The 23215-nt window shown below is 45.0% G+C and carries 20 protein-coding genes and 2 tRNA genes; 9 read left to right on the forward strand and 13 right to left on the reverse strand.

What is annotated here, in order from left to right:
* Nucleotides 1-32: 32 nt before the first annotated feature.
* Together NL644_RS18540 and NL644_RS18545 are read left to right on the forward strand one after the other, a co-directional pair.
* A tRNA-Tyr gene (locus NL644_RS18540) sits at nucleotides 33-117 on the forward strand.
* 84 nt (nucleotides 118-201) lie between these two features.
* Nucleotides 202-286, forward strand: a tRNA-Tyr gene (locus NL644_RS18545).
* A gap of 419 nt (nucleotides 287-705) precedes the next feature.
* Here NL644_RS18545 and NL644_RS18550 read toward each other — a convergent pair.
* A complete protein-coding gene (locus NL644_RS18550; protein ID WP_114322546.1) occupies nucleotides 706-1578 on the reverse strand; it encodes a Tim44 domain-containing protein in 873 nt (290 codons plus the stop codon).
* 378 nt (nucleotides 1579-1956) lie between these two features.
* On the opposite strand from NL644_RS18550, the gene NL644_RS18555 reads away from it, so the two are divergent.
* The 3 genes from NL644_RS18555 to NL644_RS18565 all read left to right on the forward strand — a co-directional run bounded on the left by NL644_RS18555 (nucleotide 1957) and on the right by NL644_RS18565 (nucleotide 5487).
* A complete protein-coding gene (locus NL644_RS18555; protein WP_006743255.1) occupies nucleotides 1957-2547 on the forward strand; it encodes a TetR/AcrR family transcriptional regulator in 591 nt (196 codons plus the stop codon).
* A gap of 13 nt (nucleotides 2548-2560) precedes the next feature.
* The gene (locus NL644_RS18560; protein ID WP_114322547.1) at nucleotides 2561-4435 is read left to right on the forward strand and encodes an MFS transporter; all 1875 of its coding nucleotides are present in this window, start codon (nucleotides 2561-2563) and stop codon (nucleotides 4433-4435) included.
* Nucleotides 4436-4551: 116 nt separating this feature from the next.
* The gene (locus tag NL644_RS18565; RefSeq protein ID WP_104974325.1) at nucleotides 4552-5487 is read left to right on the forward strand and encodes a YeiH family protein; all 936 of its coding nucleotides are present in this window, start codon (nucleotides 4552-4554) and stop codon (nucleotides 5485-5487) included.
* Here NL644_RS18565 and NL644_RS18570 read toward each other — a convergent pair.
* From NL644_RS18570 to NL644_RS18600, 7 genes are all read right to left on the reverse strand, one after another.
* On the reverse strand, nucleotides 5477-5665 hold the full coding sequence (locus NL644_RS18570; RefSeq protein ID WP_005390556.1) for a hypothetical protein: 189 nt from the start codon (nucleotides 5663-5665) through the stop codon (nucleotides 5477-5479). The genes NL644_RS18565 and NL644_RS18570 overlap by 11 nt on opposite strands.
* A gap of 100 nt (nucleotides 5666-5765) precedes the next feature.
* Entirely contained in the window at nucleotides 5766-7193 is a 1428-nt protein-coding gene (gene menE, locus NL644_RS18575) for an o-succinylbenzoate--CoA ligase (RefSeq protein WP_114322548.1), read from the reverse strand.
* Complete coding sequence (gene menC / locus NL644_RS18580; RefSeq protein WP_114322549.1) at nucleotides 7178-8167, reverse strand: o-succinylbenzoate synthase; 990 nt, start codon at nucleotides 8165-8167, stop codon at nucleotides 7178-7180. The genes menE and menC overlap by 16 nt, the downstream gene beginning before the upstream one ends.
* Before the next feature lie 126 nt (nucleotides 8168-8293).
* The gene (menB, locus tag NL644_RS18585; protein ID WP_005390550.1) at nucleotides 8294-9160 is read right to left on the reverse strand and encodes a 1,4-dihydroxy-2-naphthoyl-CoA synthase; all 867 of its coding nucleotides are present in this window, start codon (nucleotides 9158-9160) and stop codon (nucleotides 8294-8296) included.
* Nucleotides 9153-9980, reverse strand: a complete 828-nt coding sequence (menH, locus tag NL644_RS18590; RefSeq protein WP_114322550.1) for a 2-succinyl-6-hydroxy-2,4-cyclohexadiene-1-carboxylate synthase — start codon at nucleotides 9978-9980, stop codon at nucleotides 9153-9155. The genes menB and menH overlap by 8 nt, the downstream gene beginning before the upstream one ends.
* On the reverse strand, nucleotides 9967-11685 hold the full coding sequence (menD, locus tag NL644_RS18595) for a 2-succinyl-5-enolpyruvyl-6-hydroxy-3-cyclohexene-1-carboxylic-acid synthase (protein WP_114322551.1): 1719 nt from the start codon (nucleotides 11683-11685) through the stop codon (nucleotides 9967-9969). The genes menH and menD overlap by 14 nt, the downstream gene beginning before the upstream one ends.
* Nucleotides 11682-12989, reverse strand: a complete 1308-nt coding sequence (locus NL644_RS18600) for an isochorismate synthase MenF (protein ID WP_114322552.1) — start codon at nucleotides 12987-12989, stop codon at nucleotides 11682-11684. Before NL644_RS18600 ends, menD begins: the two co-directional genes overlap by 4 nt.
* A gap of 217 nt (nucleotides 12990-13206) precedes the next feature.
* On the opposite strand from NL644_RS18600, the gene NL644_RS18605 reads away from it, so the two are divergent.
* The 3 genes from NL644_RS18605 (at nucleotide 13207) to NL644_RS18615 (ending at nucleotide 16434) form a co-directional block, all read left to right on the forward strand.
* Nucleotides 13207-14421 (forward strand): pyridoxal phosphate-dependent aminotransferase, encoded by a 1215-nt coding sequence (locus NL644_RS18605; protein ID WP_005390543.1) that lies wholly within the window; start codon nucleotides 13207-13209, stop codon nucleotides 14419-14421.
* Nucleotides 14422-14511: 90 nt separating this feature from the next.
* Entirely contained in the window at nucleotides 14512-15096 is a 585-nt protein-coding gene (gene yfbR / locus NL644_RS18610; protein ID WP_170892960.1) for a 5'-deoxynucleotidase, read from the forward strand.
* 15 nt (nucleotides 15097-15111) lie between these two features.
* Nucleotides 15112-16434 carry an anti-phage deoxyguanosine triphosphatase gene (locus NL644_RS18615; protein ID WP_005390538.1) on the forward strand — a complete coding sequence of 441 codons (1323 nt, stop codon included), beginning with the start codon at nucleotides 15112-15114 and terminating at the stop codon, nucleotides 16432-16434.
* Between the two features lie 6 nt (nucleotides 16435-16440).
* Here NL644_RS18615 and NL644_RS18620 read toward each other — a convergent pair whose 3' ends face one another.
* Nucleotides 16441-17055, reverse strand: coding sequence for a tRNA-uridine aminocarboxypropyltransferase (locus tag NL644_RS18620; protein ID WP_114322553.1), 615 nt, complete (start codon nucleotides 17053-17055; stop codon nucleotides 16441-16443).
* Between the two features lie 3 nt (nucleotides 17056-17058).
* Here NL644_RS18620 and rrtA point away from each other — a divergent pair, with 3 nt between their 5' ends.
* Nucleotides 17059-17610, forward strand: a complete 552-nt coding sequence (gene rrtA, locus NL644_RS18625) for a rhombosortase (protein ID WP_005390532.1) — start codon at nucleotides 17059-17061, stop codon at nucleotides 17608-17610.
* Between the two features lie 98 nt (nucleotides 17611-17708).
* Here rrtA and NL644_RS18630 read toward each other — a convergent pair whose 3' ends face one another.
* The 4 genes from NL644_RS18630 to lon all read right to left on the reverse strand — a co-directional run bounded on the left by NL644_RS18630 (nucleotide 17709) and on the right by lon (nucleotide 23094).
* The gene (locus NL644_RS18630) at nucleotides 17709-17993 is read right to left on the reverse strand and encodes a ComEA family DNA-binding protein (protein WP_031780151.1); all 285 of its coding nucleotides are present in this window, start codon (nucleotides 17991-17993) and stop codon (nucleotides 17709-17711) included.
* Between the two features lie 224 nt (nucleotides 17994-18217).
* Entirely contained in the window at nucleotides 18218-20077 is a 1860-nt protein-coding gene (ppiD, locus tag NL644_RS18635) for a peptidylprolyl isomerase (RefSeq protein WP_253658706.1), read from the reverse strand.
* Nucleotides 20078-20278: 201 nt separating this feature from the next.
* Nucleotides 20279-20551: an HU family DNA-binding protein gene (locus NL644_RS18640; protein WP_005382341.1), complete on the reverse strand. Its 273-nt coding sequence runs from the start codon at nucleotides 20549-20551 to the stop codon at nucleotides 20279-20281.
* 191 nt (nucleotides 20552-20742) lie between these two features.
* Nucleotides 20743-23094, reverse strand: a complete 2352-nt coding sequence (gene lon / locus NL644_RS18645; RefSeq protein WP_114322554.1) for an endopeptidase La — start codon at nucleotides 23092-23094, stop codon at nucleotides 20743-20745.
* Between the last annotated feature and the right edge of the window lie 121 nt (nucleotides 23095-23215).

A 23215-nucleotide genomic window follows, 5' to 3' on the forward strand; every position in this document is an offset into this window, starting at 1 on the left:
TGGGAAACTATCTTTTAAGTATAAAACACCCTGGAGGGGTTCCCGAGTGGCCAAAGGGAGCAGACTGTAAATCTGCCGGCACTGCCTTCGATGGTTCGAATCCGTCCCCCTCCACCATATTCTTTCTTGTGTTTTTCCTTTAAACATAAGAACAACTTGGAAGCTAGGTTGGGAAACTATCTTTTAAGTATAAAACACCCTGGAGGGGTTCCCGAGTGGCCAAAGGGAGCAGACTGTAAATCTGCCGGCACTGCCTTCGATGGTTCGAATCCGTCCCCCTCCACCATATTGAAAAAGCCAGCTCATTGAGCTGGCTTTTTTCGTTTCGGATTCTTGATAAAGTAACAAGCCCTTCCTTATTTAACCCAGCTTCTTCGCTATTCTCCCTCTGTTTGGATCCTACTTTAACAACTGGGCCGAAGCGAATCTCCGATGGCCAAAGTTCGGATTTGGTCGTTATAATACAAACAACACTTTGTCCTTGTTTTATCGCAATGATCATAATGTGAATGCTAAAAACATTCAGTAAAGCACTTGAGGACTAGCTAGCAAAAAAGATATTCGGCAGAGTTAAGCGCGAGCTATGATGAAGGCTCCACCTGGAAGGTTTTATAAAAATATCTTTCGTAGATACAAACGACAGATACAAAAAATCCCGCAGGGGGCGCGGGATTTTTATTAGTGACTAAATTGGTTTAAAGGTGACTAGCCTTGAATACCGACAATTAACCATGGTGCATTAGGCACAGTCAGGTCACGCTCTAGGTGCCAGATATCTTCGATTTCTTCTTCAACACCTTCTACTGTGTCACGGTAACGACCGCTAAACTGTAGGCTAAGCTGTGCTTTATTTGCATCGTAATCGGCACGGACGATCTCTGCATCAACGTACATTACATCAGTATGCTGCTCACCGTCGAGCTTCGCGCGCTCTGCTTTCAGATCTTCAAACAAGCTTGGAGAAACATATTCTTCAATGGTTTCCAGTTGATTGTGATTCCACGCACCTTGCAGGATTCGGTAGTGTTCACGAGAGCCGTTAATAAACGCTGCTTGGTCAAAGCCCGGTGGGTAGTTATGTGGTACGTCCGTTTGAGCGCCGAAACCACCAAAGCCACCATTATTTGTGTTTGGCTGTTGCTCAAAGTTTTGCATGTTTGGTTGCTCAAACTTAGATGCGTTACCACCAAATGCAGGTTGCTGACGATGCTGGTTCATACTGCCCTGCTTCGCACCTAGCATACCGCGCATTAATTTATAGATGACAAAGGCAATCAAACCAATAATTAGGATATCCATAAATTGGATACCTTCAAAAGCACCGCCAAAGAATGCAGCAAGTAGACCACCAGCAAGAAGTCCGCCTAGCAGACCACCCATTAAGCCTTTTTTACTTGAAGACTTCGCCGTCTGATCTTTGCCGACCGTATTGGTGTTTTGTTGCTGTTGTTTTGGTGCCGGCGCTGTTTTGTAGCTCTTACCGAAAGACTTACTGCCACCAAACTTCTTCGCTTCCGCGATAGGCGTTACAGCAACGGTAAACATCAACAGAGCAACAATAGAAAATAAACGTTTCATCGTTATCCTTAAAGTTAGCTATCTAAGATTGTGCTCTATCAGACGAAACAACGATTGTTTCAAACAGTAGCACGCCAAAGATGATTGTTACGTCATCATACTCTGTATGCCTGTTGATGAAAACAGCTTACAGAAGCTGACATGTATCAGAATATTGCCAAAGATACAGACTGCTCTCGGTTAACTTCGAGATACTTGGTTCGTTTAGAAATGCTGGGAATGAACTCGCTACTACTCGGGGATGTTTTACTTGAATTAGAATCAGTGACACAGCTCAGAATCCTGGACCTTGACGTCACTTGAGTATATTGCCTTGTTGACGGTTAATAGGTAGCTGACTATCATATTGAACGATGTTCAATAAAGCAGTTTGAGAGTATGGCGCGCAGAAACGATCACACCAGAGAAGAGTTAGTGAATTTGACTTTAACAACAGTCAAAAACTTTTTAGATGAGAATTCTTACCACGAACTCAGTCTTCGTAAAATCGCTAACATGATTGGTTACGTGCCAAGCACATTAGTCAACATTTTTGGCAACTATAACCTGTTACTTTTACACGTAGTCGCGCAAACTTTAGACGAACTCTCCCAAGAAGCACTGAAGGCGACCAATAGCAGTAAAGACGCTCATCAAGCTCTATTTGAACTGGCTTATTGCTACCACGATTTCGCTCAAAAGCACCCTTACCGTTGGCAGTTAGTGTTCGAGCACAACATGAATGGTGCAGAACTTCCAGAATGGCATGCCAAACGTATCGACGGGATGACAGGAATGCTGGAGTCACTATTGGCTCAAATCGCACCACATCGTACCGAGTCCGAAGTGATTCAAGCGAGTCGAGTGCTTTGGTCTGGCGTACACGGTATTACTTTACTCAGTGTTGATGATAAATTTTTCTCTAGTGAACCAATTGATGGTAAAGAATTAATCAGTAACCTGCTTTCTAACTACCTCACAAACTGGTAACAAAGGATTATCCATGTCGTCCGACAGACAGCCGTCCTTACTTACGCAAAGAAAGTTCCTACCCTATTTCATTACTCAGTTTTTTGGCGCTTTCAACGACAATATTTTTAAAAACGTTTTGCTGCTGTTTGTCGCCTTCGCGGGATCCAGCGCACTACCTATTTCGAGCAACTTGTTCATCAATTTAGCGGCTGGCTTGTTCATTCTACCGTTCTTTCTATTCTCCGCTTCAGCTGGCGTATTAGCCGATAAATATGAAAAATCATGGTTTATTCGCAAGGTAAAGCTGTTTGAAATCGCCATCATGCTTTTGGGTGCCATTGGTTTTATAACCGAAAGTTATGGTGTACTTTTGCTGCTACTGTTCTTAATGGGCACACAGTCAGCATTCTTTGGACCGGTTAAATATGCCCTTTTGCCCCAAAAATTAAACGCGAAAGAGTTAGTGCCAGGCAACGCACTTGTTGAAGCTGGTACCTTTATCGCCATCCTTATTGGTACCCTAGGTGCTGGAATTATCGCCTCAGCAGACAACGCAAAATACCTTGCCGCATTTTGTGTCGTACTCTTTGCATTGTTGGGATACTTGTCGAGCCGATCAATACCCTTTGCAGCCGCCAGCGCACCTAATCTTTCTTTTCGTTGGCAACCGTACAAACAAACTAAACACACGCTATCCATCGCAAAATCAGATCGTGTTGTTTTTCAATGTATTATGGCGATAAGCTGGTTTTGGTTTTTAGGCGCCGCCTATCTAACCCAGTTCCCGAATTTCACCAAGATTTACCTAAATGGCACCGAGAGTGCGGTGTCTTTCTTACTTGCTCTGTTTTCTATTGGTATCGCGCTAGGGTCGCTACTTTGCAATTGGATCTCGAATCATCGTATCGAAGTCGGTATTGTGCCTATTGGCGCACTTGGCATTACGGTATTTGGGTACTTGATGGCAACCTCCATTCCAAGTGACCTACCTATCTTCCATAACTTTGTAGACTTCTTTAGATATGAGCCTTTTTGGCCATTATTTTTCTATCTATTGATGATTGGCGCCTCTGGCGGGCTGTTTATTGTACCGCTTTACGCATTAATGCAGCATAGAGCAAAGGAAACCGAGCGCGCACAAGTCATCGCAGGGCTCAACATCTTTAACTCTCTGTTTATGGTCGGCAGTGCTATCTTAGGTATTGTGTGCCTGAGTGTAATCAAGATGACAATTCCTCAGCTGTTTGCATTGTTAGCCATTTTGAATTTCTTGGTCGCCGCTTACATTTTTTTGCAAATACCGATATTCGTTGTCCGTTTTGTGGTTTGGATGCTAACTCATACTATTTATCGAGTGAAACATAAAAACCTACATAACTTGCCAGAACAAGGCGGTGCGTTGATCGTATGTAATCACGTGAGCTATATGGACGCCTTGCTACTTAGCGCAGTATGCCCAAGGTTGATTCGTTTTGTGATGGAGGAAGATTACGCCAACCTACCGCCACTAAGACGCTTTTTACGCAGAACTGGGGTAATTCCGATTTCAGCGAGTAACAGAAACTCCATCAGGCGTGCATTTAATGATGTAGAAAGCGCATTAAGCGAAGGGCATATCGTCTGTATTTTCCCAGAGGGGAAATTAACCTCAGACGGTGAAATGAATGAATTCATGCGTGGCATTGATATTATTCTGCGTCGCAGCCCGGTACCTGTCATACCCGTGGCACTCAAAGGCTTATGGGGAAGCTATTTCAGCCGCGCGAAAGGCCGCGCATGTTGTGGCTTACCGACTCGATTTTGGTCAAAGCTAGAAATTGAAGCCGGACAGCCAGTTCCACCAAATGAAGCAACGGCAAAAACGATGTTCGATAGAGTGCATCAACTCAGAGGCGACTGGCGATAAAAATACATTTGAACACATGTTTAGAATAACTGAACATGTGTTCAAATCATTAAGACAAACTGACCACACTTAGTGCGATATACTCGCGCTTTCATTCACAACAGCGAATAAAAACCTTGAATAGAAACTACCTCTTGTTTGGATTGGCGTTACTCTTTTGCTTAACCCCTTTTGTCTCCTCTCCTATTGCCCTAGTTATTGGTTTTCTACTCGCAAGTTTTGGTTTTGTGCCTTCAGAACTGCCCATTGCTTCTTTTACTAAAAAGCTGCTGTCCTACTCGATTATTGGTTTAGGCTTTGGCATCAACTTTGAGCAAGCACTCTCTGTTACATCGGATGGTATCGGTCTGATTATCGCCACGATTGCGGGCACACTGATCATAGGCACTATCATTGCCAGAATAATTAAGTTGGAGCGAGTAACCGCATACTTAATCTCGTCAGGTACAGCAATTTGTGGTGGTAGTGCAATTGCCGCGGTGGCACCAGCGATTAAAGCAAAAGACGAACAGATTGGATTAGCACTGGCAACGGTATTTGTCCTAAACTCCATCGCACTATTCGTGTTTCCTGTGGTTGGGCATGCTTTAGGGCTAGATCAACACACATTTGGTACATGGGCCGCGATTGCTATTCATGACACTTCTTCTGTTGTTGGGGCTGCCTCAGCCTACGGTGAAGAAGCACTAACTACAGCAACAACGTTAAAACTCGCACGAGCTTTGTGGATCATCCCTGTCGCACTGATCAGTGCCGTGATCTTTTCGAGAGACCAGAAAGAGAATGGGACGAAAAAGTTAGTTATTCCTTATTTCATTTTTTGGTACTGCGCAGCCATCGCGTTTAGCGACTTCTTCCCTCAATTTGAAATGGTCTATCACGGTATTTTCGTTGGAGCGAAACAAGCTTTGGTGGTGTGCCTGTTCCTGATTGGTTGCAGCATTTCAATTTCGAAGCTGAGGTCTGCTGGAGCTAAGCCACTGTTGTTTGGTGTAACTCTGTGGGTGTTAATTTCAACCACTTCTCTAAGTTGGTTATTGTTTAGATATTAGTGGTCTTCTCATCGTGTTGAGATGACGACGGCTCAAGTTTGCTGTTTTTGTATGTAACAACCAATGCGATAGCGATCAAAAAGGCCGTCAGCTCTGCAAGAGAGCGGGCGAGCCCTTCACTGCTTATTGCAATACCAATTTGTAGTGCTACCGCCGCAATTAATACTAGCTTTACCATCCTGAACCTTATGCCTTTTCTCTCTTCGAAGAAGCATAATTATGATTCAGAGTTATAAGGATACGAAATTCCCTTTCTGACTAATACATAGCAAAATTGACTAATGCTGAATTGATGGCAATAGCCACTCCTTCACTGCCTTCCGAGAAACTTTGATCCCACTTTCTAGTAGCACTTGTGGCATTAAATGGTATTCCACTGGCCATTTAAACTTCTCTAATCTGGGTTGCAAATGCAGGTCATATTCCGCTTTGCTGCGCAAATCATTGGTCTGAATCACAGCAACAGGGCGATGACCAAATTCCGCATCTTCGACTGGAACCACTATGCTCTGCACCACGCCATCAATTTGGTTCAATGCTGCCTCAATCTCTTCACAATGAATGTTCTCACCACCAGAGATAAATTGATTGTCGGCACGGCCGATGATCTTTAACTCGTCACCTTGCCACTCACCAAGATCCTTGCTGTCAAACCAGCCTTTCTCATCCAGAAACGGAGTAACATGACCTTGATGAAAATACCCTGCCGCTAATGTTTTACCACCGACAAAAATGCGTTGGTCAACCAACTTTATCTTACGATGATTCAATACGTGTCCAGCATTACTGGTACTGTCAATTCTCTTTGCGGTAACGGTAGAGGCTGCTTCCGTCATCCCATAACCTAACCACGCCTCAATCCCTCGTCCTGTTGCTCGCAACGCCAACTCGTGAGCAACGTGGCTGCCGCCCAATAGCACATGCGTCAATGACAAGTGAGCATCATCATCCAATAGCCGTTTGAGCTGCGTTGCAACCAAAGAGGCGTGTGACACGCCCTGAATATCTTCGACAAGTTTTCCTGTACCGATTTTCAATGTCGCTCCGACATATAGCCAACGATATACAATCGCCAATCCAGAGACGTGATAAAGCGGAAGCGACAATAACCAAGAATCTTGCTGAGTGAAAATGAACTCTTGCAGCAAGCCTTCTGCGGATGCAAGGTGTTGTCGATGTGTATGAACCACAGCTTTAGGCTCTCCTGTCGAGCCAGAGGTAAATACCACTGAAGCGAGCCTGTCATGGTGATAGGCATCTTCAATCACCGCATCACGCTCTTGTTGTGAAACTAAGGGCGGTGAAAGCAATGTTGCCTTGAGTTTTTGTGTATCATGTTCAGAAAAGGTCGAAGCGCACTCCTGAGCAAACCAGATAAACCGAGTTTGTTCAGGTTTATAAAGGGTCGCAAGTTTACTCTGTAGCGTATCGAGTGGTTGTACCATGGTCAGCGCGGCAAGTGCGCCTAACTGCTTGGAAGCAAGATAAAACAGCAGAGTTTCGACTTGGTTTTTACCTACCAAAGTCAGCACATCTCCCCGCGTTACGCCCAAGTCATTCAAATAGTGAGCGTATTGGTCAATACGTACTGAGAGTTGTTGCCAGTTTAATGTTTCTGTTGGTGTCTTGAGTGCAATAGAAAAAGGGCTCGTTTGAGCCCAATATTTCCACGGTGCCTTCGCAACATTATCTATGCAGAATGCCACACAATCTCCTGATCTTTCAGAGGAAGAACGGGAAGTTCACACTTAGGCCAGCCTTGCTCTAACTGAGCTTTGAATAGGCCAATCGTATCCAAACCTGGAACTTCATCAGGCAGCTGCCATTGGGCAAAGCGCGCTAATTGCGTTAAACCGAGACTGGATTCAATGCTCGAGCTAATAACCGCTTTCATCCCCAGTGACTTCGCCTTCTCTATCAGTGTAATACAAAAATCCACCGAACCAATGAGTGTGGGTTTGATGATGATCGTTTTCACACCAGTTAGATCTTCAAGACGGAAATCCTCTCGACGAACCGCATCTTGCAACGTTTCATCCCAAGCAATCGCAATACCAGTATTGATAGCAAAAGAGAGACTATCGCCAGGAGAGCGGCACGGCTCTTCCAAAAAGGTAATGCGCTGACGCAGAGACGGAGTAATGTATTTAGCAAACTGCTGCGCTTTTTCTGGTGTCCAAGCGCGGTTTGCATCAAGTCGAAGCGTTAATTGAGGGATAGATTCAAGGAAAAGGTTCACAAGCATGCCATCGCGAATTGGCTCATAAAGCCCGACTTTTACTTTCGCGACTTTCTCGCCTTCCATTTCGTTCAGCTTTGGAATGAGCTCGTCTGGGTCACCAGTACACAGCGGCGCTGTTTGATACTTACCTTGTTGGGGTAAGCCACCAGCTAACTCTAACTGTGCCATCGATAAACCAAACGCGACCGATGGATACATGTTGGTGTAATCCACATCCAATCCTGCTACCCAACGCTCCGCTTGTTCCTGTAGCTGAATACCAGCATCTTCAGTGCTCTCTAAACTAAAACCAGGAAGAGGAGCGACTTCTCCAAGCCCTATTTGGTCACCTTCAGAAAGCGCAACAACATAACCAACACGTTCAGTTAGCTTATTGTCTCGCAGGATGACACCACTATCCATGGGCAAGATATAACGATAAATTTTCGCTTCACGCATAATTCGAGTCCTATGTAATGCCGTATATTTGAGCGTTCTGGCGAGCAATCCCACCAGCCTCCCAGAGGGCGAGGCGCTCAGGAAAAATGGAACAGAGGAGCTGAAACACTCCTCTTTTTATACGGATTATGGGTTACGAGGGAATTTGTCGAAGTCTGGGCGACGTTTCTCGTTGAATGCGTTACGACCTTCTTGGCCTTCATCGGTCATGTAGAACATCATCGTTGCGTTACCCGCAAGCTCTTGAAGACCTGCTTGACCATCACAGTCCGCATTCAATGCAGCTTTCAGGCAGCGTAGCGCCATTGGACTATGCTGAAGCACTTCACGACACCAACGAACAGTTTCTTTCTCTAGCTCTTCTAGCGGCACAACCGTGTTGACCAAGCCCATGTCTAACGCTTCTTGCGCGTTATAGAAACGACATAGGAACCAGATTTCGCGAGCTTTCTTCTGGCCTACGATACGAGCCATGTAAGACGCGCCCCAACCACCATCAAATGAACCCACTTTAGGGCCCGTTTGACCAAACTGTGCGTTGTCCGCTGCAATTGTTAGGTCACACATCATGTGCAGTACATGACCGCCGCCAACAGCCCAGCCGGCAACTGATGCGATCACAGGTTTTGGACAAGTTCGAATATCGCGTTGGAAGTCCAATACGTTTAGGTGGTGTGTACCTTGCTCATCTTTATAGCCGCCGTAGTCGCCACGGATCTTCTGGTCGCCGCCAGAACAGAATGCGTCTTCACCTAGACCTGTCAGAATGATCACGCCAACACCAGAGTCATAACGCGCATCTGCCAACGCATCAATCATCTCTTTTACTGTTTGAGGGCGGAATGCATTACGCACTTGTGGGCGTGCAATGGTAATTTTCGCGATACCATCTTCAGATTTATGGTAGTGAATATCCTCGTATTTCTCGCTGCAATCTTTCCATTGAACCGGAGCGTAAAGTTCTTCTTCAGAAATGCCTACTGTTTTAGCCATGGTGATTCCCATTGTTCTCGTTACTCTCACCAAAGTGAGATTGAATTATTTGCTTAATATGCATCGCAAATTGTTGGGGCTGCTCTTGATGAACGTTATGTCCTGCGCCTTCAACTTGTCGATACGCCAACCCGCTACGTTGTGCCAGTTGGCTAAATTTTTGGTCTTTCGCGCCACACAAGTAATACATCGGTATATTCTGCTTTTTCAGTGTGGGCAACAAATACGCCTGCTTGGCTAACGATGTTGCCATCAGCATGCTCGCGACCGCCGAGCCAAGATTATCACTTCGCTTCGCAATTAATGTTTGTCTTTGCTCATGGTTTAGTGAAGAAAACACCGCTTGCTGATACCAATCGTTCAAAACACGTTCAAGTGGTTCTGTTTTGAAACGCTTTGCCCAGCGAGCATCATTCTCCAATCTCACCTGTTTCTCTGACTCAGTTTGAAGCCCGAAGTTTCCCCCTTCAACAATTGCGCCCACAATATTGAGATCTGAGAAGCATTGATTGGCAATACCATGCATCGCAATACGGCCGCCCATCGAGTAACCAATCAAAATAAGTGGTTGTTGCGGAGGAAATAATAAAGATAGTGTGGAATTAAGAAGTTTGCAGCAATCATCGAGATCGTTGCACTTTGTAAACTGACTGCGACCATGACCAGGAAGGTCTATAACGACTCGTTCAAACTGAGTCAGCTCATCCAAACAAGCTTGCCAATCAGCACCATTTCCTAAAAGGCCATGCAAAAACACCAGAGTGGGAAGATCACCACTTTGGTGTTTTTCAGTTGGAGAGAAACGCTCAGAGTGAAGCATGCAGGCTCTTATTAAATGCCTTTATCAACTCTGCGGCTTGGCTTGGTGGGGTTTTAACTTCCACCAGCAGTGTGCCTTGGCCGCTCGACAGGTGCTCGGCAACCATTGCTTGATACATTTCTAACGTAGTTGGCTTCTCATACTTTAAACCAAACTGTTTGGCTGCATGTTCAAACTGATAACCGTGGGGCATTTGGTAGTACGCAGTGCGATGCTCATGAGGCACCGGTAACATATCGAAAATTGCGCCACCATCATTGTTTGTGACCACAAGCACCGTCGGCAGTTTATTGTGAGAAAACAGCGCTAGTGAATTGAGATCATACAGTGCTGATGTGTCACCAATATACATCAGTAACGGATTACCTCTTGCTCGCTGCACACCTGATGCGGTAGCAAACAAACCGTCAATTCCTGACGCGCCTCGGTTAGTGAACACTTCTACATCATCAAGTTTGCCGTACATATCGACAAGTCGAACAAACAAACTGTTACCCAAAAAGACATCAGCGTTTTTAGTGCGCTCGTTGATGTCTGCTGCCAACGCAATTTCGTCAATGGCAGACGCTGAATCAGATAGGAAAGCTTCTTCGATACGTTGATGAACTCGCTTAACTCCATTCGCTAACCTATCAGCCCACCCAGCAAATATTGGCTTCTCAAAGCTAATGCGAGAAATCCAAGTTTGAGGAAGCTCAACCCAGTGCATTTGCGCCAGATGATTTTGGTTATTACGGTCCATACGCGGCGAGATATACCAGTATTGAACGTCTTTATCTTGTTGACTCTGCGAAACTTGTTTATCAATCCACTGGTTCAAACGTTTGGAGATGATTCGGCTACCAAATTGGATAATAAGTTCACAAGATTCAAGCTCGTTTGCGAACTCGGGAAGTTGAAGCCATACATCGTAATGCGCCCAATCCGAACTGAGACCACTTTGCGGGTCTGCAAGTACTGGCCATCCCATCTTTTGTGCAAATGCCTGCGCCGACTTCGCTTGTTCAAGCGGTAAGCTGCCAATCACAACCAAGCCTTTTTTATCCGCACAAGACGGGATTTTCGCCTGTGACAAGTGGCTAAAACGCTGGGTATAACTACCACTTCCTTTTCGCCATCCGGCTACCGAGTCTAAGTAGGTTTGATAATCCGCTTTTGCACCATTGGAATACAAAGGTTCTGGAAATGCACAGTTAATATGAACAGCACTGCCTTTCAGCTGCTGAGTAAACATCACTTCGTCAACAGAGGTCAGCAACCAATTAAGCGATGTTGTTAAAGTTGGGCTTGGTAAATTCAAGCTGGCCGAGACATGATGTGAAAAAATACCCAACTGGTTAATCGCTTGGTTTGCGCCACAGCCAACGAGCTCCATCGGACGATCCGCAGTGAGCAGCACCAGCTTTTCACCAGTAAGCCTAGCCTCCGCAACGGCTGGTAATAAATTCGCCACTGCCGTACCAGAAGTAACGATGATTGCCACTGGCTCCTGGGTAGCTTTCGCTAAACCAAGAGCCATAAAGCCGAGACCACGCTCATCAAAGTGAGTATGAATAGAAAAATTGGACTGTTCTGCCGCCTCTAAAGTTAAAGGAGTAGAACGAGAGCCAGGAGCGATACAAACATGCTTAACGCCAAATCGCTGAAGCTCAATCAATATGGTTTCTGACCAAATTCGATTGAGCACCGCTTGGTCATGATTCATGATGCGACTCCCAACGGAGGGTGATCAGAAATAAGCGTAAGTAACGTCGACATTTTCTTATCAAGTTCCGCCCACTCATGCTCTGCCACAGAGCCTGGCACAATACCTGCGCCCGCAAACAGTTGTACTTGGTCACCGAGCACAAGCGCGCTTCTGATCGCGACACAAAACTCTGCTCGTTCATGGCTTATGTAACCCATTGACCCCGCGTACCAGCCGCGTGCAAAGGGCTCATTGTCCAGAATAAACTGCATGGATTCTTGTCGAGGTAAGCCAGCAACCGCGGCCGTTGGCTGAAGCGCCGATAACAACTGAACACCGTTTATTCCCGTCTTTAGGCTCGCGTGAATATTTCGCTTGAGGTGTTGCACTTTTCGTAGCCTAACCAAACTTGCCTCGGCCTCCACTTCAACCGCTTCGGAATGCGGTGATAGGCGATCAATAATGTCATCAACTACGTATTGGTTTTCGTTGAGGTTCTTTTGGTCTTGGGATAACCAATTCGCCAACTCCATATCGTGAGTGGCATTGTCCCCTCGACCAATCGTGCCTGCTAACGCTTCGGTATGAAGTTCATGCCCTACGCGAGAATACAAACGTTCTGGCGTAGAACCCATAAAGCTGTGTTTGCTGTCTAAGCTCAGCATGAAATGGAAACTATGATGGTTATTTAAGTAACTCGCTTTCAGCAATTGTGCAGCACTTAATGTGTTATCAAGCTGCACGGTAGAGCGACGCGCCAATACCACTTTCTTAAAATCATCATTCTCTATACCAGTCAAAACCCTATGAACTAACTCATTCCATTGAGGCTGACTTGGCGTATGAACAATAGAGCGGATGTGAGAAGAAATCGGAGCTAAGGTCGCGACCTCACAAACCAGTTTATTCAGTCCTGCTAGGGTTCGTGCTTTATCTTCTGAAATATTAACTGCGAGAGACCATTGTTGGTCAAAACGAATTAACTCAATTTGAGGCAAAAAGAAGAAAGAAGGCATACAGCGACGATTCTTCTCATGCTGGCCGTCAAAAGAGCGTCCGCCCCAGACTCGTTGCCCTTCACCTAGAATGGTATAAGCAGGGCCTGGCTCAACAAAAGCGTGTAATTGCCCTAGTGCAACGACCTCTTCACGAGTATCGCGGGACTGCCAGTAGAATTTAGGGAAAAGTGGTTGTGCATCAAGCCAATCAATAAATGAGAAATTAGGTTTCTCGCTCAGGGGCTCGACCAGACGTGTTTGATTGCCTTCCGCTTGCTGAACTCGCTCGATAATTCTCTTTACGGCTTGATGGAACTGTGACAAATCAACCTCGTAGTATGTGAGGATAAATGGTAACTGACGGCTACTCTAAGTTTAGACCCAAAGCAAATCAAGGTCGTATGCGATCTTTTGCAAAATCCTGTGATAGCAAACGAGCAAAACTTAACCAGCAAACAGATAATTTACAGATATATATTCTAATAAAAAACAAATTATTGTATTTTAATAAAGAAATTAACGAATTTTTAGGAATTATACAATGCAAAATATCGGGATGTCGTCAAAACTCGATAATGTCTGCTACGACATTAGGGGTCCTGTACTCAAACATGCTAAGCGCATGGAGGAAGAAGGGCATAAAATCCTAAAGCTAAACATTGGTAACCCTGCCCCATTTGGTTTTGACGCCCCTGATGAGATTTTAGTCGACGTGATTCGTAATCTGCCGACTTCTCAAGGCTATTGTGATTCCAAAGGCATTTACTCTGCTCGTAAAGCCGTGGTTCAACACTATCAACGTAAAGGTATCCGCTCTCTAGATGTCGAAGATGTGTATGTGGGTAACGGCGTGTCTGAGCTGATCGTGATGGCCATGCAAGCGCTGTTAAATAATGGCGACGAAATGCTAATCCCAGCTCCCGATTACCCGTTGTGGACAGCTTCAGTTGCACTATCAGGCGGTAAGCCGGTTCATTACCTATGTGATGAAGGTGCAGACTGGTACCCAGACCTTGAAGACATCAAAAAGAAAATCACACCAAAGACACGTGGCATTGTTCTGATCAACCCGAACAACCCGACAGGTGCGGTATACAGCCGTGACTTCCTACTCGAAGTGATTGAGATCGCGCGCCAGCACAAACTGATCATTTTCGCAGATGAGATCTACGACAAAGTGTTGTACGACGGTGCAACACATACCTCAGTCGCCACACTCACTGAAGATGTGCTAGTCATGACATTCAATGGCCTTTCAAAAGCCTACCGTGTTTGTGGTTTCCGTGGTGGCTGGATGTTCCTAACGGGACCTAAACACCTAGCTCAAGGGTACGTGAATGGCTTGGAGCTGCTTTCATCGATGCGTTTATGTGCAAACGTACCAATGCAACATGCGATTCAAACCGCGTTAGGTGGATACCAGAGTATCAATGAACTGATTTTACCTGGCGGACGCTTATTAGAGCAGCGCAATAGAGCGTATGAACTGATCAATCAGATTCCTGGTGTTTCTTGTGTCAAACCTAAGGGTGCGATGTACCTCTTCCCGAAAATCGACACAAAAATGTACAACATCAAGAACGATCAGCAGATGGTTTTAGATTTCTTAAAACAAGAGAAGGTCTTACTGGTGCAAGGTTCCGGCTTCAACTGGCCGAAACCAGACCATTTCCGCATCGTGACACTGCCGCACGTTGAAGATCTAGAAATCGCCATTGGACGTTTTGAGCGATTCCTATCAACCTACAGCCAGTAATGAATCACTGGTAGTAATTAGTGCTGATCTCTCATATGCTTAGAGGAACTCCTAGTGAGTTCCTTTTTTACACCAGAAACGGAGAAAGCCATGAAAGAAAGCCATTTTTTCGCTCACCTGGCTCGAATGAAGCTGATCCAACGCTGGCCTTTAATGCGGTCCGTCTCACCAGAAAACGTTTCAGAGCATAGCTTACAAGTTGCTTTTGTCGCTCATGCCCTTGCCCTAATTAAAAACAAAAAGTTCGGCGGCAACCTTAATCCAGAACGCATCGCGATTCTTGCTATGTACCATGACTCCAGCGAAGTATTAACGGGTGATCTTCCAACCCCAGTGAAGTATTACAACCCTGAAATTGCCAAAGAATATAAGAAGATAGAATCGGCAGCGGAACAAAAATTGCTTTCAATGTTACCGGAAGAGTTCCAAGATGACTTTGCCCCCTACCTTCTTTCCCACTCTGCACACGGAGAGGACGCAAAAATCGTCAAGCAAGCCGACTCCATCTGTGCCTATTTAAAATGTCTCGAAGAACTAAGCGCCGGTAACCATGAGTTCGCTCTGGCAAAAAAACGCTTAGACATCACTTTGCAAGAACGTAGAACGCCTGAAATGGATTACTTCCTCAATACCTTTGCCCCAAGTTTCGAATTATCGTTAGATGAAATCAGTTAGCTTACGGAGATAATCGTGTCGTTTGAATTACACCCGCAATGGCAAGAGCGCCATGATGATGAGCATAAAATACGTCGTGACGACCATCGAAGCCCGTACCAAAGAGACCGAGCGCGCATTCTTCACTCGGCTGCATTTCGACGCTTACAAGCAAAAACCCAAGTACACGGCAATAGCTTGGAAGACTTTCACCGCAGCCGGTTAACACACTCCTTAGAAGCGTCGCAACTCGGGACCGGTATCGTCGCCCAGTTGAAGAAAAAACAACCAGAGTTTCGTGATCTATTGCCATCAGACAGCTTAATTGATTCATTATGTTTGGCGCACGACATCGGGCATCCTCCATACGGTCATGGGGGAGAAGTCGCTCTAAACTACGTAATGCGCGAACATGGCGGTTTCGAGGGAAACGCCCAAACCTTTCGTATCGTCACTAAGTTAGAGCCTTATACTGAGCATTTCGGAATGAATTTATCACGCCGCACACTGCTTGGTTTGATCAAGTACCCTGCCCTTATTAGTCAAACACGCTCCGTCAAGTTGCCTCAACCAGCCGAGCATCAACGCAAACTAAAAGCCAAAGATTGGAGCCCAGCGAAGGGCATTTATGATTGTGACAAAGACTTATTTGATTGGGTAATTGCACCGCTTTCTGACAACGACAAGGCATTGCTTAGCTTAATGCGCTCAAAACCAGAATCGGAGTTTGAGCACAGTAAAACGCGTTTTAAATCACTCGATTGCTCAATCATGGAGCTAGCGGACGATATCGCCTACGGCGTTCATGATTTAGAAGATGCAATCGTGCTTGGTATGGTGACACGTCAGCAATGGCAAGAAGGCGCAGCAAGTCAATTAGCGGACTGTGGCGACCCGTGGTTTGAAGCACATATCGATTCCATCGGACAGATGCTATTTAGTGGTAAGCATCATGAACGGAAAGATGCCATCGGTGGTATGGTTAACGCCCTCCTGACCAGCATTTCAATCAAGGCGGTGGATGAGCCTTTCAATAATCCATTACTGTCTTGGAATGCGTGTTTAGAGCCACAAATGGCACGAGCACTTGACGTACTCAAACACTTTGTCAGTACTTTTGTTATCCAAGTCCCGCAGGTCCAGATCGTTGAATATAAAGGTCAGCAAATTATTATGGACATTTTTGAAGCGTTAACAGCGGACCCAGAGCGCTTGCTGCCTGTTCATACAAAAGAACTGTGGTGCCAAGCGAAAAGCGAGAGCAATAAGATGAGAGTCATCGCCGATTACATTTCTGCTATGACCGATGGACACGCGCAAAAGCTTCACCGTCAGCTATTCTCTTCCATCGTTCTTTAGTCACACTCAACCTTTCAAGTAATTCTTTTCAAATACGCCCGGCGGCATCTGGGCGATTTGGAATTCGATCATCTTTTCAAAGGCATGCATAAGCGGTGTAAAGTCTCTCTCGGGTTCAAGCAAACGAAGCGAATGATAACCCGCCTCGACTGTCGATAAGCTATTCTCAGAGGGCGCCTTACGAATGGTGTAATGCCCTTGCAATTGCTTCGGTAATTGCACGGTTGGGAGTGGATGTAAATTGCTAGAAAGCTGCCACATTTTGTACGCTTTTTTCCACGTCCCATCGAGCAAAATCAAACGTATTTTCTTAGATACACTACGACTCGCTTGATTGATTTCAGAAATGCATCGTGACTGTTCCGATGGGTAAAGAACAAAATGTTGATATGATTCATCCGCCAACAAGTGATTTAAGACATTATCACCAGAAAAGTCCTCTCCTATCAGACAAATACAGTTATCTAAACTCAAATTGAGAATCCGTGCCGTACCAAGCGGACGATGTTCTTCACTCGTGTGCTGAAGAATGATAAGTTCTACCTCGCTTGCCAACGGTACAATCCATTGGCAAATACACGCTTTTTGCGATTTTCCACAACGAGAACAATAACGAGACATAGAGTGAACCTTTATACCTTGCTGAGTATTATCAGCGTGATCTGTTTGATACTTCAATTCGAACCAATGGCAAGCCTAACCGAGTGGCACAGCTACAATATACGCCATGGCGAATGGTGGCGAATCGTAACAGGAAATCTCACACATACCAACTTTGCGCACTTAGGGATGAACCTGGCAGGATTGTGGATCATTACTTTTATTTTTCGTCCAAGCACTCGCAACTTCCTTATCGTTTTCTCACTCTTGTGCGCATTTGTTGGCGCAATGAATTTGTTTACCAACATGTCGGTGTACGTAGGATTATCTGGCGTACTACACGGACTATTTGGATTCTGGGCACTCAGAGAAGTCTTTGAAAGCAGAAGAAGCAGCTTGTTGTTGGTCGGCGGGCTTATTGCCAAAGTAGCATGGGAGCAGATCTATGGTCCATCAAGCAGCACTGCTGCGCTTATCGGCGCAAACGTTGCTATTGATGCTCATTTATTTGGCGCACTCGGTGGGTTAACAATGGCTCTAATGGAAAAAGGCTTTCGCCGTCGTTTATTCGGTTAAAAAATCCCGAACCACGAAAGAGGGGTTGGTTCGGGAAAGCAGTAATAGGGAAACAGATATTGTTCTGAATTCAGACTCAATATCTGAAATACATCAAGCTACAGTAAAATGCGGTCTTCGTTTTTCTTAACTGTCGCTTCACCAATGCCTTTTACGCTCTTCAAATCTGCTGCCGTTTTAAAAGGGCCATGCTCCTCGCGGTAGTCCACGATACTCTGCGCTTTCTTCTCACCAATACCTTTCAACATGGTCGCTATTTCTTCAGCAGAGGCCGTGTTGATATTTACGGTAATTTCAATTCCTTCATATTTGTCAGTGGCTGAATCCGCAGCCATGCTAAAAGGCGCAAAAACAAATAAGCACAATGTCAAAATCCATTTCATATTGAACATACAATCTCCAAAATAGTAGGCTAAAACTAGTCATCGGGAGCAAGTCACTATCAGTTAACAAACCTAGATGACCCGATATTCGCAATGACTGGTATCACTTAAACGCGCACTAATTTAAGTAATGCTTATTGATGATTGAAGTTAATAAAGACAAAAATAAAACGGACCGCTTATGCGGTCCGTTTTAGTTAACATGCAAATTACACTAATTGTGCTTAGTTGCTCACAATAAAGTACTCAATGTCAGTGTTTGCGCGCAGTACTGCTAGCACAGATGATAGGTCTTGCTGAGAAGATGCACGCTGCATTTGCATCGCAACTTGCTCTTCTAACTCACTATCTAGCTCAGCATTTACAGCATCAAGCTCGATGATAACAATGTTACCTTCAAGATCTTTAGACTGACCATATACTGGCTTACCATCGACTGGTTTTGCCATCGCGAATACCGTTGTTGCCAACGGAGAACGGCGATCTACTGCCTCTTGTTCACCAAATGCAAGGTTGTTTTCAGTAAGCACATCTGTCTTACCTTCTTTCAATGCAGCAACAACCTGTGTACCAAGTTCCATCGCATCTTGCTCACCCTTAACGCGAGAAAGCTCTGCAATAACCTGATCTTTCACTTCTTCTAGTGGAAGAACCGTCTCATCACGTGCATCTTCAACACGAACCACAATAATATGTTCAGGTGCAACTTCGATAGCTTCAGAGTTTAAGCCATCTTCTTTTACTTCTGGGCTAAGGATAGCTTGCATTACCGCAGGGTTACGAAGCACTTCAGGTGCGTCAACTTGAGAAATAAAGTCCGTTGTCTTCACTTCTTGGTTAACCGCTTGAGAAGCGTCATACAATGAGTCTGGGTATTCAAACGCTACGCGCTCAAGCTCACTTTGTAGCTCGTAGAATTGATCAACCGCTTGTTGGTCAACCATTTCTTGTTTGATTTCAGCGGCTACTTCTTCAAATGGCTTCGCCACAGAGTCTTTTAGCTCTTCAAGCTTGATAATATGGTAACCAAAGTCCGACTTTACTAGACCTGACGTGTCGCCTGGATTCTTCAACGCGAATGCCGCTTCTTCAAAAGCAGGGTCCATCACATCACGCTCTATCCAACCTAAGTCACCACCGTTTTCAGCGCTGCCAAAATCGTCAGATTTCTCTTGAGCAAGCGTCGCAAAATCTGCACCCGCATTTAGCTCATCTAGGATAGCCTGCGCTTTTGCTTCATCGTCCCCTTCTACAAGAATATGAGCGACACGACGCTGCTCTTCTGAAGAGTATTTGTTTAAGTGCTCTTCGTAGTACTTTTTCACCTCAGCATCAGAAACATTAACTTGTTCCTTTAGCGCTTCAGCAGACAGTTCGATATAAGCGACTTTAACCTGCTCTGGGCGAGTAAAGTTGTCAGGGTTTGCTTTGTAGTACTGTTGAATTTCTTCGTCAGTCAATTCAATGTTTTTCGCAAACTCTGCTAAGTCGATTTTAATCGTGCGAATATCACGAGTTTGAGTGAACAGCTTACCTTCTGCCTGTACTTCACCTGGCAGAATAAATTCACTGTTTTGTAGTGCATTCAGCAGTTGTTCACGAACCAATTCACGACGCATGTACTCAGCAAAAGAGTCTGGCGAAAAGCCTGCACGACGCAGAGAAGCTTGATAGATCTCTTGATCGAACTGACCATTAGATTGGAATTGAGGCATGTCTAGAATCATGCTACGAACTTGGGTGTCGCTGATTCGCAGACCTAAAGCTTCTGCTTGTTGGTCAAGCAACACGTCATTGATCATTCGATCTAAAACGGATTTGCGGAAAGATTCAACATATGCAGGGTCAGCCAGCATTTGAGAGAAGTAGTCACCCAACTGAGCTTGCATACGGTTACGCTCATTTTGGTATGCCATCTCGAACTCACCACGAGGAATCTCAGTGTTACCGACTTTCGCTGCAGAGTTGTTGTTACCACTAACGATGTAGCTACCTACACCTGCAAATACGAAAGACAGGATGATAAGCCCAAGGATAATTTTGACCGCGATGCTATTCACGCCTTCGCGTAGTCGATCCATCATAATTTAACTGCTCTCCACAATTGAAGCCTACTGCTTCTATCTAATAGAAATAATGGCGCAATAATATCAGAAAAAGAAATGCGCATCAGTATGATGCGCATAATTTAAGAAAGTTCGGCTCGAAGTTTGTAAATTTTTGTTCGAAACTTATTGTTTGAGCAAAAGTTAAGCAAATGGCCGGTTACAGAATTAACGCTGTGATTAGTTACAAGCGTCTTTCAGTGCTTTACCAGCTTTAAAAGCTGGTACTTTTGCTTCTGCGATTTGGATTTCTTCACCAGTTTTTGGGTTACGACCAGTACGTGCAGCACGAGTACGAACGCTGAATGTACCAAAGCCAACTAGAGCAACTTGATCACCAGACTGAAGAGTGCCGCTTACTGCTTCGATGAATGCATCTAGAGCACGACCCGCTGACGCTTTAGAAATGTCTGCATTTTCTGCGATTTGTTCTACTAACTGAGTTTTATTCACTGTAATTTCCCCTTTGTGTCATCTGTGATTATTTTTGTGATGACTTTCGTTCCATTGTTAAGAAAATATGCTCCATCCCTTATTCGTCAAGGGCTGGCAGCTATCGAAACTAACTTAGCGCCCAAAAAAAACGCTGACAAGCCTTTTTAGACTTATCAGCGTAAACTTTTACTTATTTTTGCTGCACATCACTATTTTTGAGACTCAAACTCAACGCCCGTCGGGTCTCGCTCTAGTGCGACTTTCAGTACTTCATCAATCCACTGTACAGGGATGACTTCCAGATCAGCGATAACATTATCAGGAATCTCTTCCAAATCACGCTCGTTGTCTTTTGGAATTAGCACAGTCTTAATGCCGCCACGGTGTGCCGCAAGTAACTTCTCTTTTAGGCCACCGATAGGTAGGACTTCACCACGCAGTGTGATCTCACCCGTCATCGCTACCTCTGCTTTCACAGGGTTACCTGTCAGAGCAGAAACCAAGGCAGTACACATTGCAGTACCCGCACTTGGGCCATCTTTTGGCGTCGCGCCTTCCGGTACGTGCACGTGAATATCTTTCTTCTCGTAGAAGTCAGTATTGATACCCAGTTTTTCTGCACGAGAGCGAACTACTGTCATTGCGGCTTGGATAGACTCTTGCATCACGTCACCAAGAGAGCCCGTTTGCGTCAGCTTACCTTTACCTGGCATAGATTGAGTTTCAATCGTTAGCAGATCACCACCCACTTCTGTCCAAGCTAGACCTGTCACTTGACCAATTCGGTTACTTTCATCCGCTTTACCGTAATCGAAACGTTGAACACCCAAGTACTCTTTTAGGTTGTCCATCGTTACCGTTACTGACTTGATGTCTTTATCCAGCAAGATGTTCTTCACGGCTTTACGGCAGATCTTAGAGATCTCACGTTCTAAGTTACGGACACCCGCTTCACGAGTGTAATAACGGATGATGCCAATAATCGCAGAGTCTTCAATGATGATTTCATCCGGTTTTAGACCATTGCGCTTCACTTGCTTATCAACAAGGTGACGTTTTGCAATGTTCAGCTTCTCATCTTCGGTGTAACCAGATAAACGAATAACTTCCATACGGTCTAACAATGGGCCTGGAATGTTCATTGAGTTCGAGGTTGCAACGAACATAACGTCAGAAAGGTCGTAATCCACTTCTAAGTAGTGATCGTTGAACGAGTTATTCTGTTCAGGATCAAGTACTTCTAGTAGCGCTGATGCCGGATCGCCGCGCATATCTGAAGACATTTTGTCGATTTCGTCCAATAAGAACAATGGGTTCTTCACGCCAACTTTCGACATCTTCTGGATTAATTTACCTGGCAATGAGCCAATGTAAGTACGACGGTGACCGCGGATTTCTGCTTCATCACGTACACCACCCAGCGCCATACGAACGTACTTACGACCTGTAGCAGAAGCAATTGAACGACCAAGAGACGTTTTACCCACACCTGGAGGACCAACAAGACAAAGGATTGGACCTTTTAACTTATTGATTCGGTTTTGAACCGCCAAGTATTCAAGAATACGCTCTTTTACGCGCTCTAGACCGTAGTGGTCTTCATTAAGAATCTCTTCTGCTTTCGCTAAATTTTTCTTAACTTTTGAGCGTTTAGCCCAAGGCACGCTGACCATCCAATCGATGTAGCTACGAACCACTGTTGCTTCGGCAGACATTGGAGACATCATCTTAAGCTTTTGCAGCTCTTGCTCAGTCTTTTCACGTGCCTCTTGAGGCATTTTTGATTCGTCAATCTTCTTCTGCAGCGTTTCGAACTCGTCTGGTGCGTCTTCCATCTCACCAAGTTCTTTCTGAATCGCTTTCATTTGCTCATTCAGATAGTACTCACGCTGAGATTTTTCCATTTGCTTTTTAACGCGACCACGAATGCGTTTTTCAACTTGCAGCAAATCGATCTCTGATTCCATCTGGCCCATTAGGAATTCCAGACGCTCAGTGACATCAACAATTTCAAGTACTTGCTGCTTATCCACCAGCTTCAACGGCATATGAGCTGCAATAGTATCCGCTAAGCGAGCCGCTTCGTCGATACCGTTGAGTGAGGTTAAAACTTCTGGTGGAATCTTCTTGTTTAGCTTAATGAAGCCTTCAAACTGATTAATCGCACTGCGAACAATCACTTCTTGCTCACGCTCATCCAATTCTGGCGTAATCACAAATTCCGCTTCCGCTAGGAAGAAGTCACTCTCTTTAAAGTGATTAATTTTCGCACGTTGCTGGCCTTCAACCAGTACTTTTACTGTGCCATCCGGAAGCTTCAGTAGCTGGAGAATGGTGGCTACCGTACCTACTTCAAATAGGTCGTCAACCGTAGGCTCATCAGTATCAGCTTGCTTTTGTGCCACAAGAAGAACTTGTTTGTTGGTTTCCATCGCCGTTTCTAAACAGCTAATCGATTTCTCACGACCAACAAACAATGGAATAACCATGTGCGGGTAGACCACTACGTCACGTAGAGGTAGTACCGGGATCTCGATACGCTCGGAACGTTCCAAGTTCATATAATTCTCTCTTCCGCTTTCACGTTTACGTATTACTTATCGATTTATATGGGGGCTAATTGTTTGGATTCAATAAGAGAAATAAAAAAAGGAGGTAATTACTTACCTCCTTTTTCATTAC

The organism is Vibrio sp. Y10_XG_PY6 (assembly GCF_024181795.1).
In the GTDB taxonomy this organism is placed as follows: Bacteria; Pseudomonadota; Gammaproteobacteria; order Enterobacterales; family Vibrionaceae; genus Vibrio; species Vibrio diabolicus.

What these genes read in the sequence shown, in the direction of transcription:
- ppiD (WP_253658706.1), bottom strand. Translation starts at nt 20,077, where the DNA reads ATGATGGATCGACTACGCGAAGGCGTGAATAGCATCGCGGTCAAAATT.
- menB (WP_005390550.1), bottom strand. Translation starts at nt 9,160, where the DNA reads ATGGCTAAAACAGTAGGCATTTCTGAAGAAGAACTTTACGCTCCGGTT.
- menC (WP_114322549.1), bottom strand. Translation starts at nt 8,167, where the DNA reads ATGCGTGAAGCGAAAATTTATCGTTATATCTTGCCCATGGATAGTGGT.
- menH (WP_114322550.1), bottom strand. Translation starts at nt 9,980, where the DNA reads ATGCTTCACTCTGAGCGTTTCTCTCCAACTGAAAAACACCAAAGTGGT.
- NL644_RS18555 (WP_006743255.1), top strand. Translation starts at nt 1,957, where the DNA reads ATGGCGCGCAGAAACGATCACACCAGAGAAGAGTTAGTGAATTTGACT.
- menD (WP_114322551.1), bottom strand. Translation starts at nt 11,685, where the DNA reads ATGAATCATGACCAAGCGGTGCTCAATCGAATTTGGTCAGAAACCATA.
- NL644_RS18570 (WP_005390556.1), bottom strand. Translation starts at nt 5,665, where the DNA reads ATGGTAAAGCTAGTATTAATTGCGGCGGTAGCACTACAAATTGGTATT.
- NL644_RS18630 (WP_031780151.1), bottom strand. Translation starts at nt 17,993, where the DNA reads ATGAAATGGATTTTGACATTGTGCTTATTTGTTTTTGCGCCTTTTAGC.
- NL644_RS18560 (WP_114322547.1), top strand. Translation starts at nt 2,561, where the DNA reads ATGTCGTCCGACAGACAGCCGTCCTTACTTACGCAAAGAAAGTTCCTA.
- NL644_RS18620 (WP_114322553.1), bottom strand. Translation starts at nt 17,055, where the DNA reads ATGTCTCGTTATTGTTCTCGTTGTGGAAAATCGCAAAAAGCGTGTATT.
- NL644_RS18550 (WP_114322546.1), bottom strand. Translation starts at nt 1,578, where the DNA reads ATGAAACGTTTATTTTCTATTGTTGCTCTGTTGATGTTTACCGTTGCT.
- yfbR (WP_170892960.1), top strand. Translation starts at nt 14,512, where the DNA reads ATGAAAGAAAGCCATTTTTTCGCTCACCTGGCTCGAATGAAGCTGATC.
- NL644_RS18605 (WP_005390543.1), top strand. Translation starts at nt 13,207, where the DNA reads ATGCAAAATATCGGGATGTCGTCAAAACTCGATAATGTCTGCTACGAC.
- lon (WP_114322554.1), bottom strand. Translation starts at nt 23,094, where the DNA reads ATGAACTTGGAACGTTCCGAGCGTATCGAGATCCCGGTACTACCTCTA.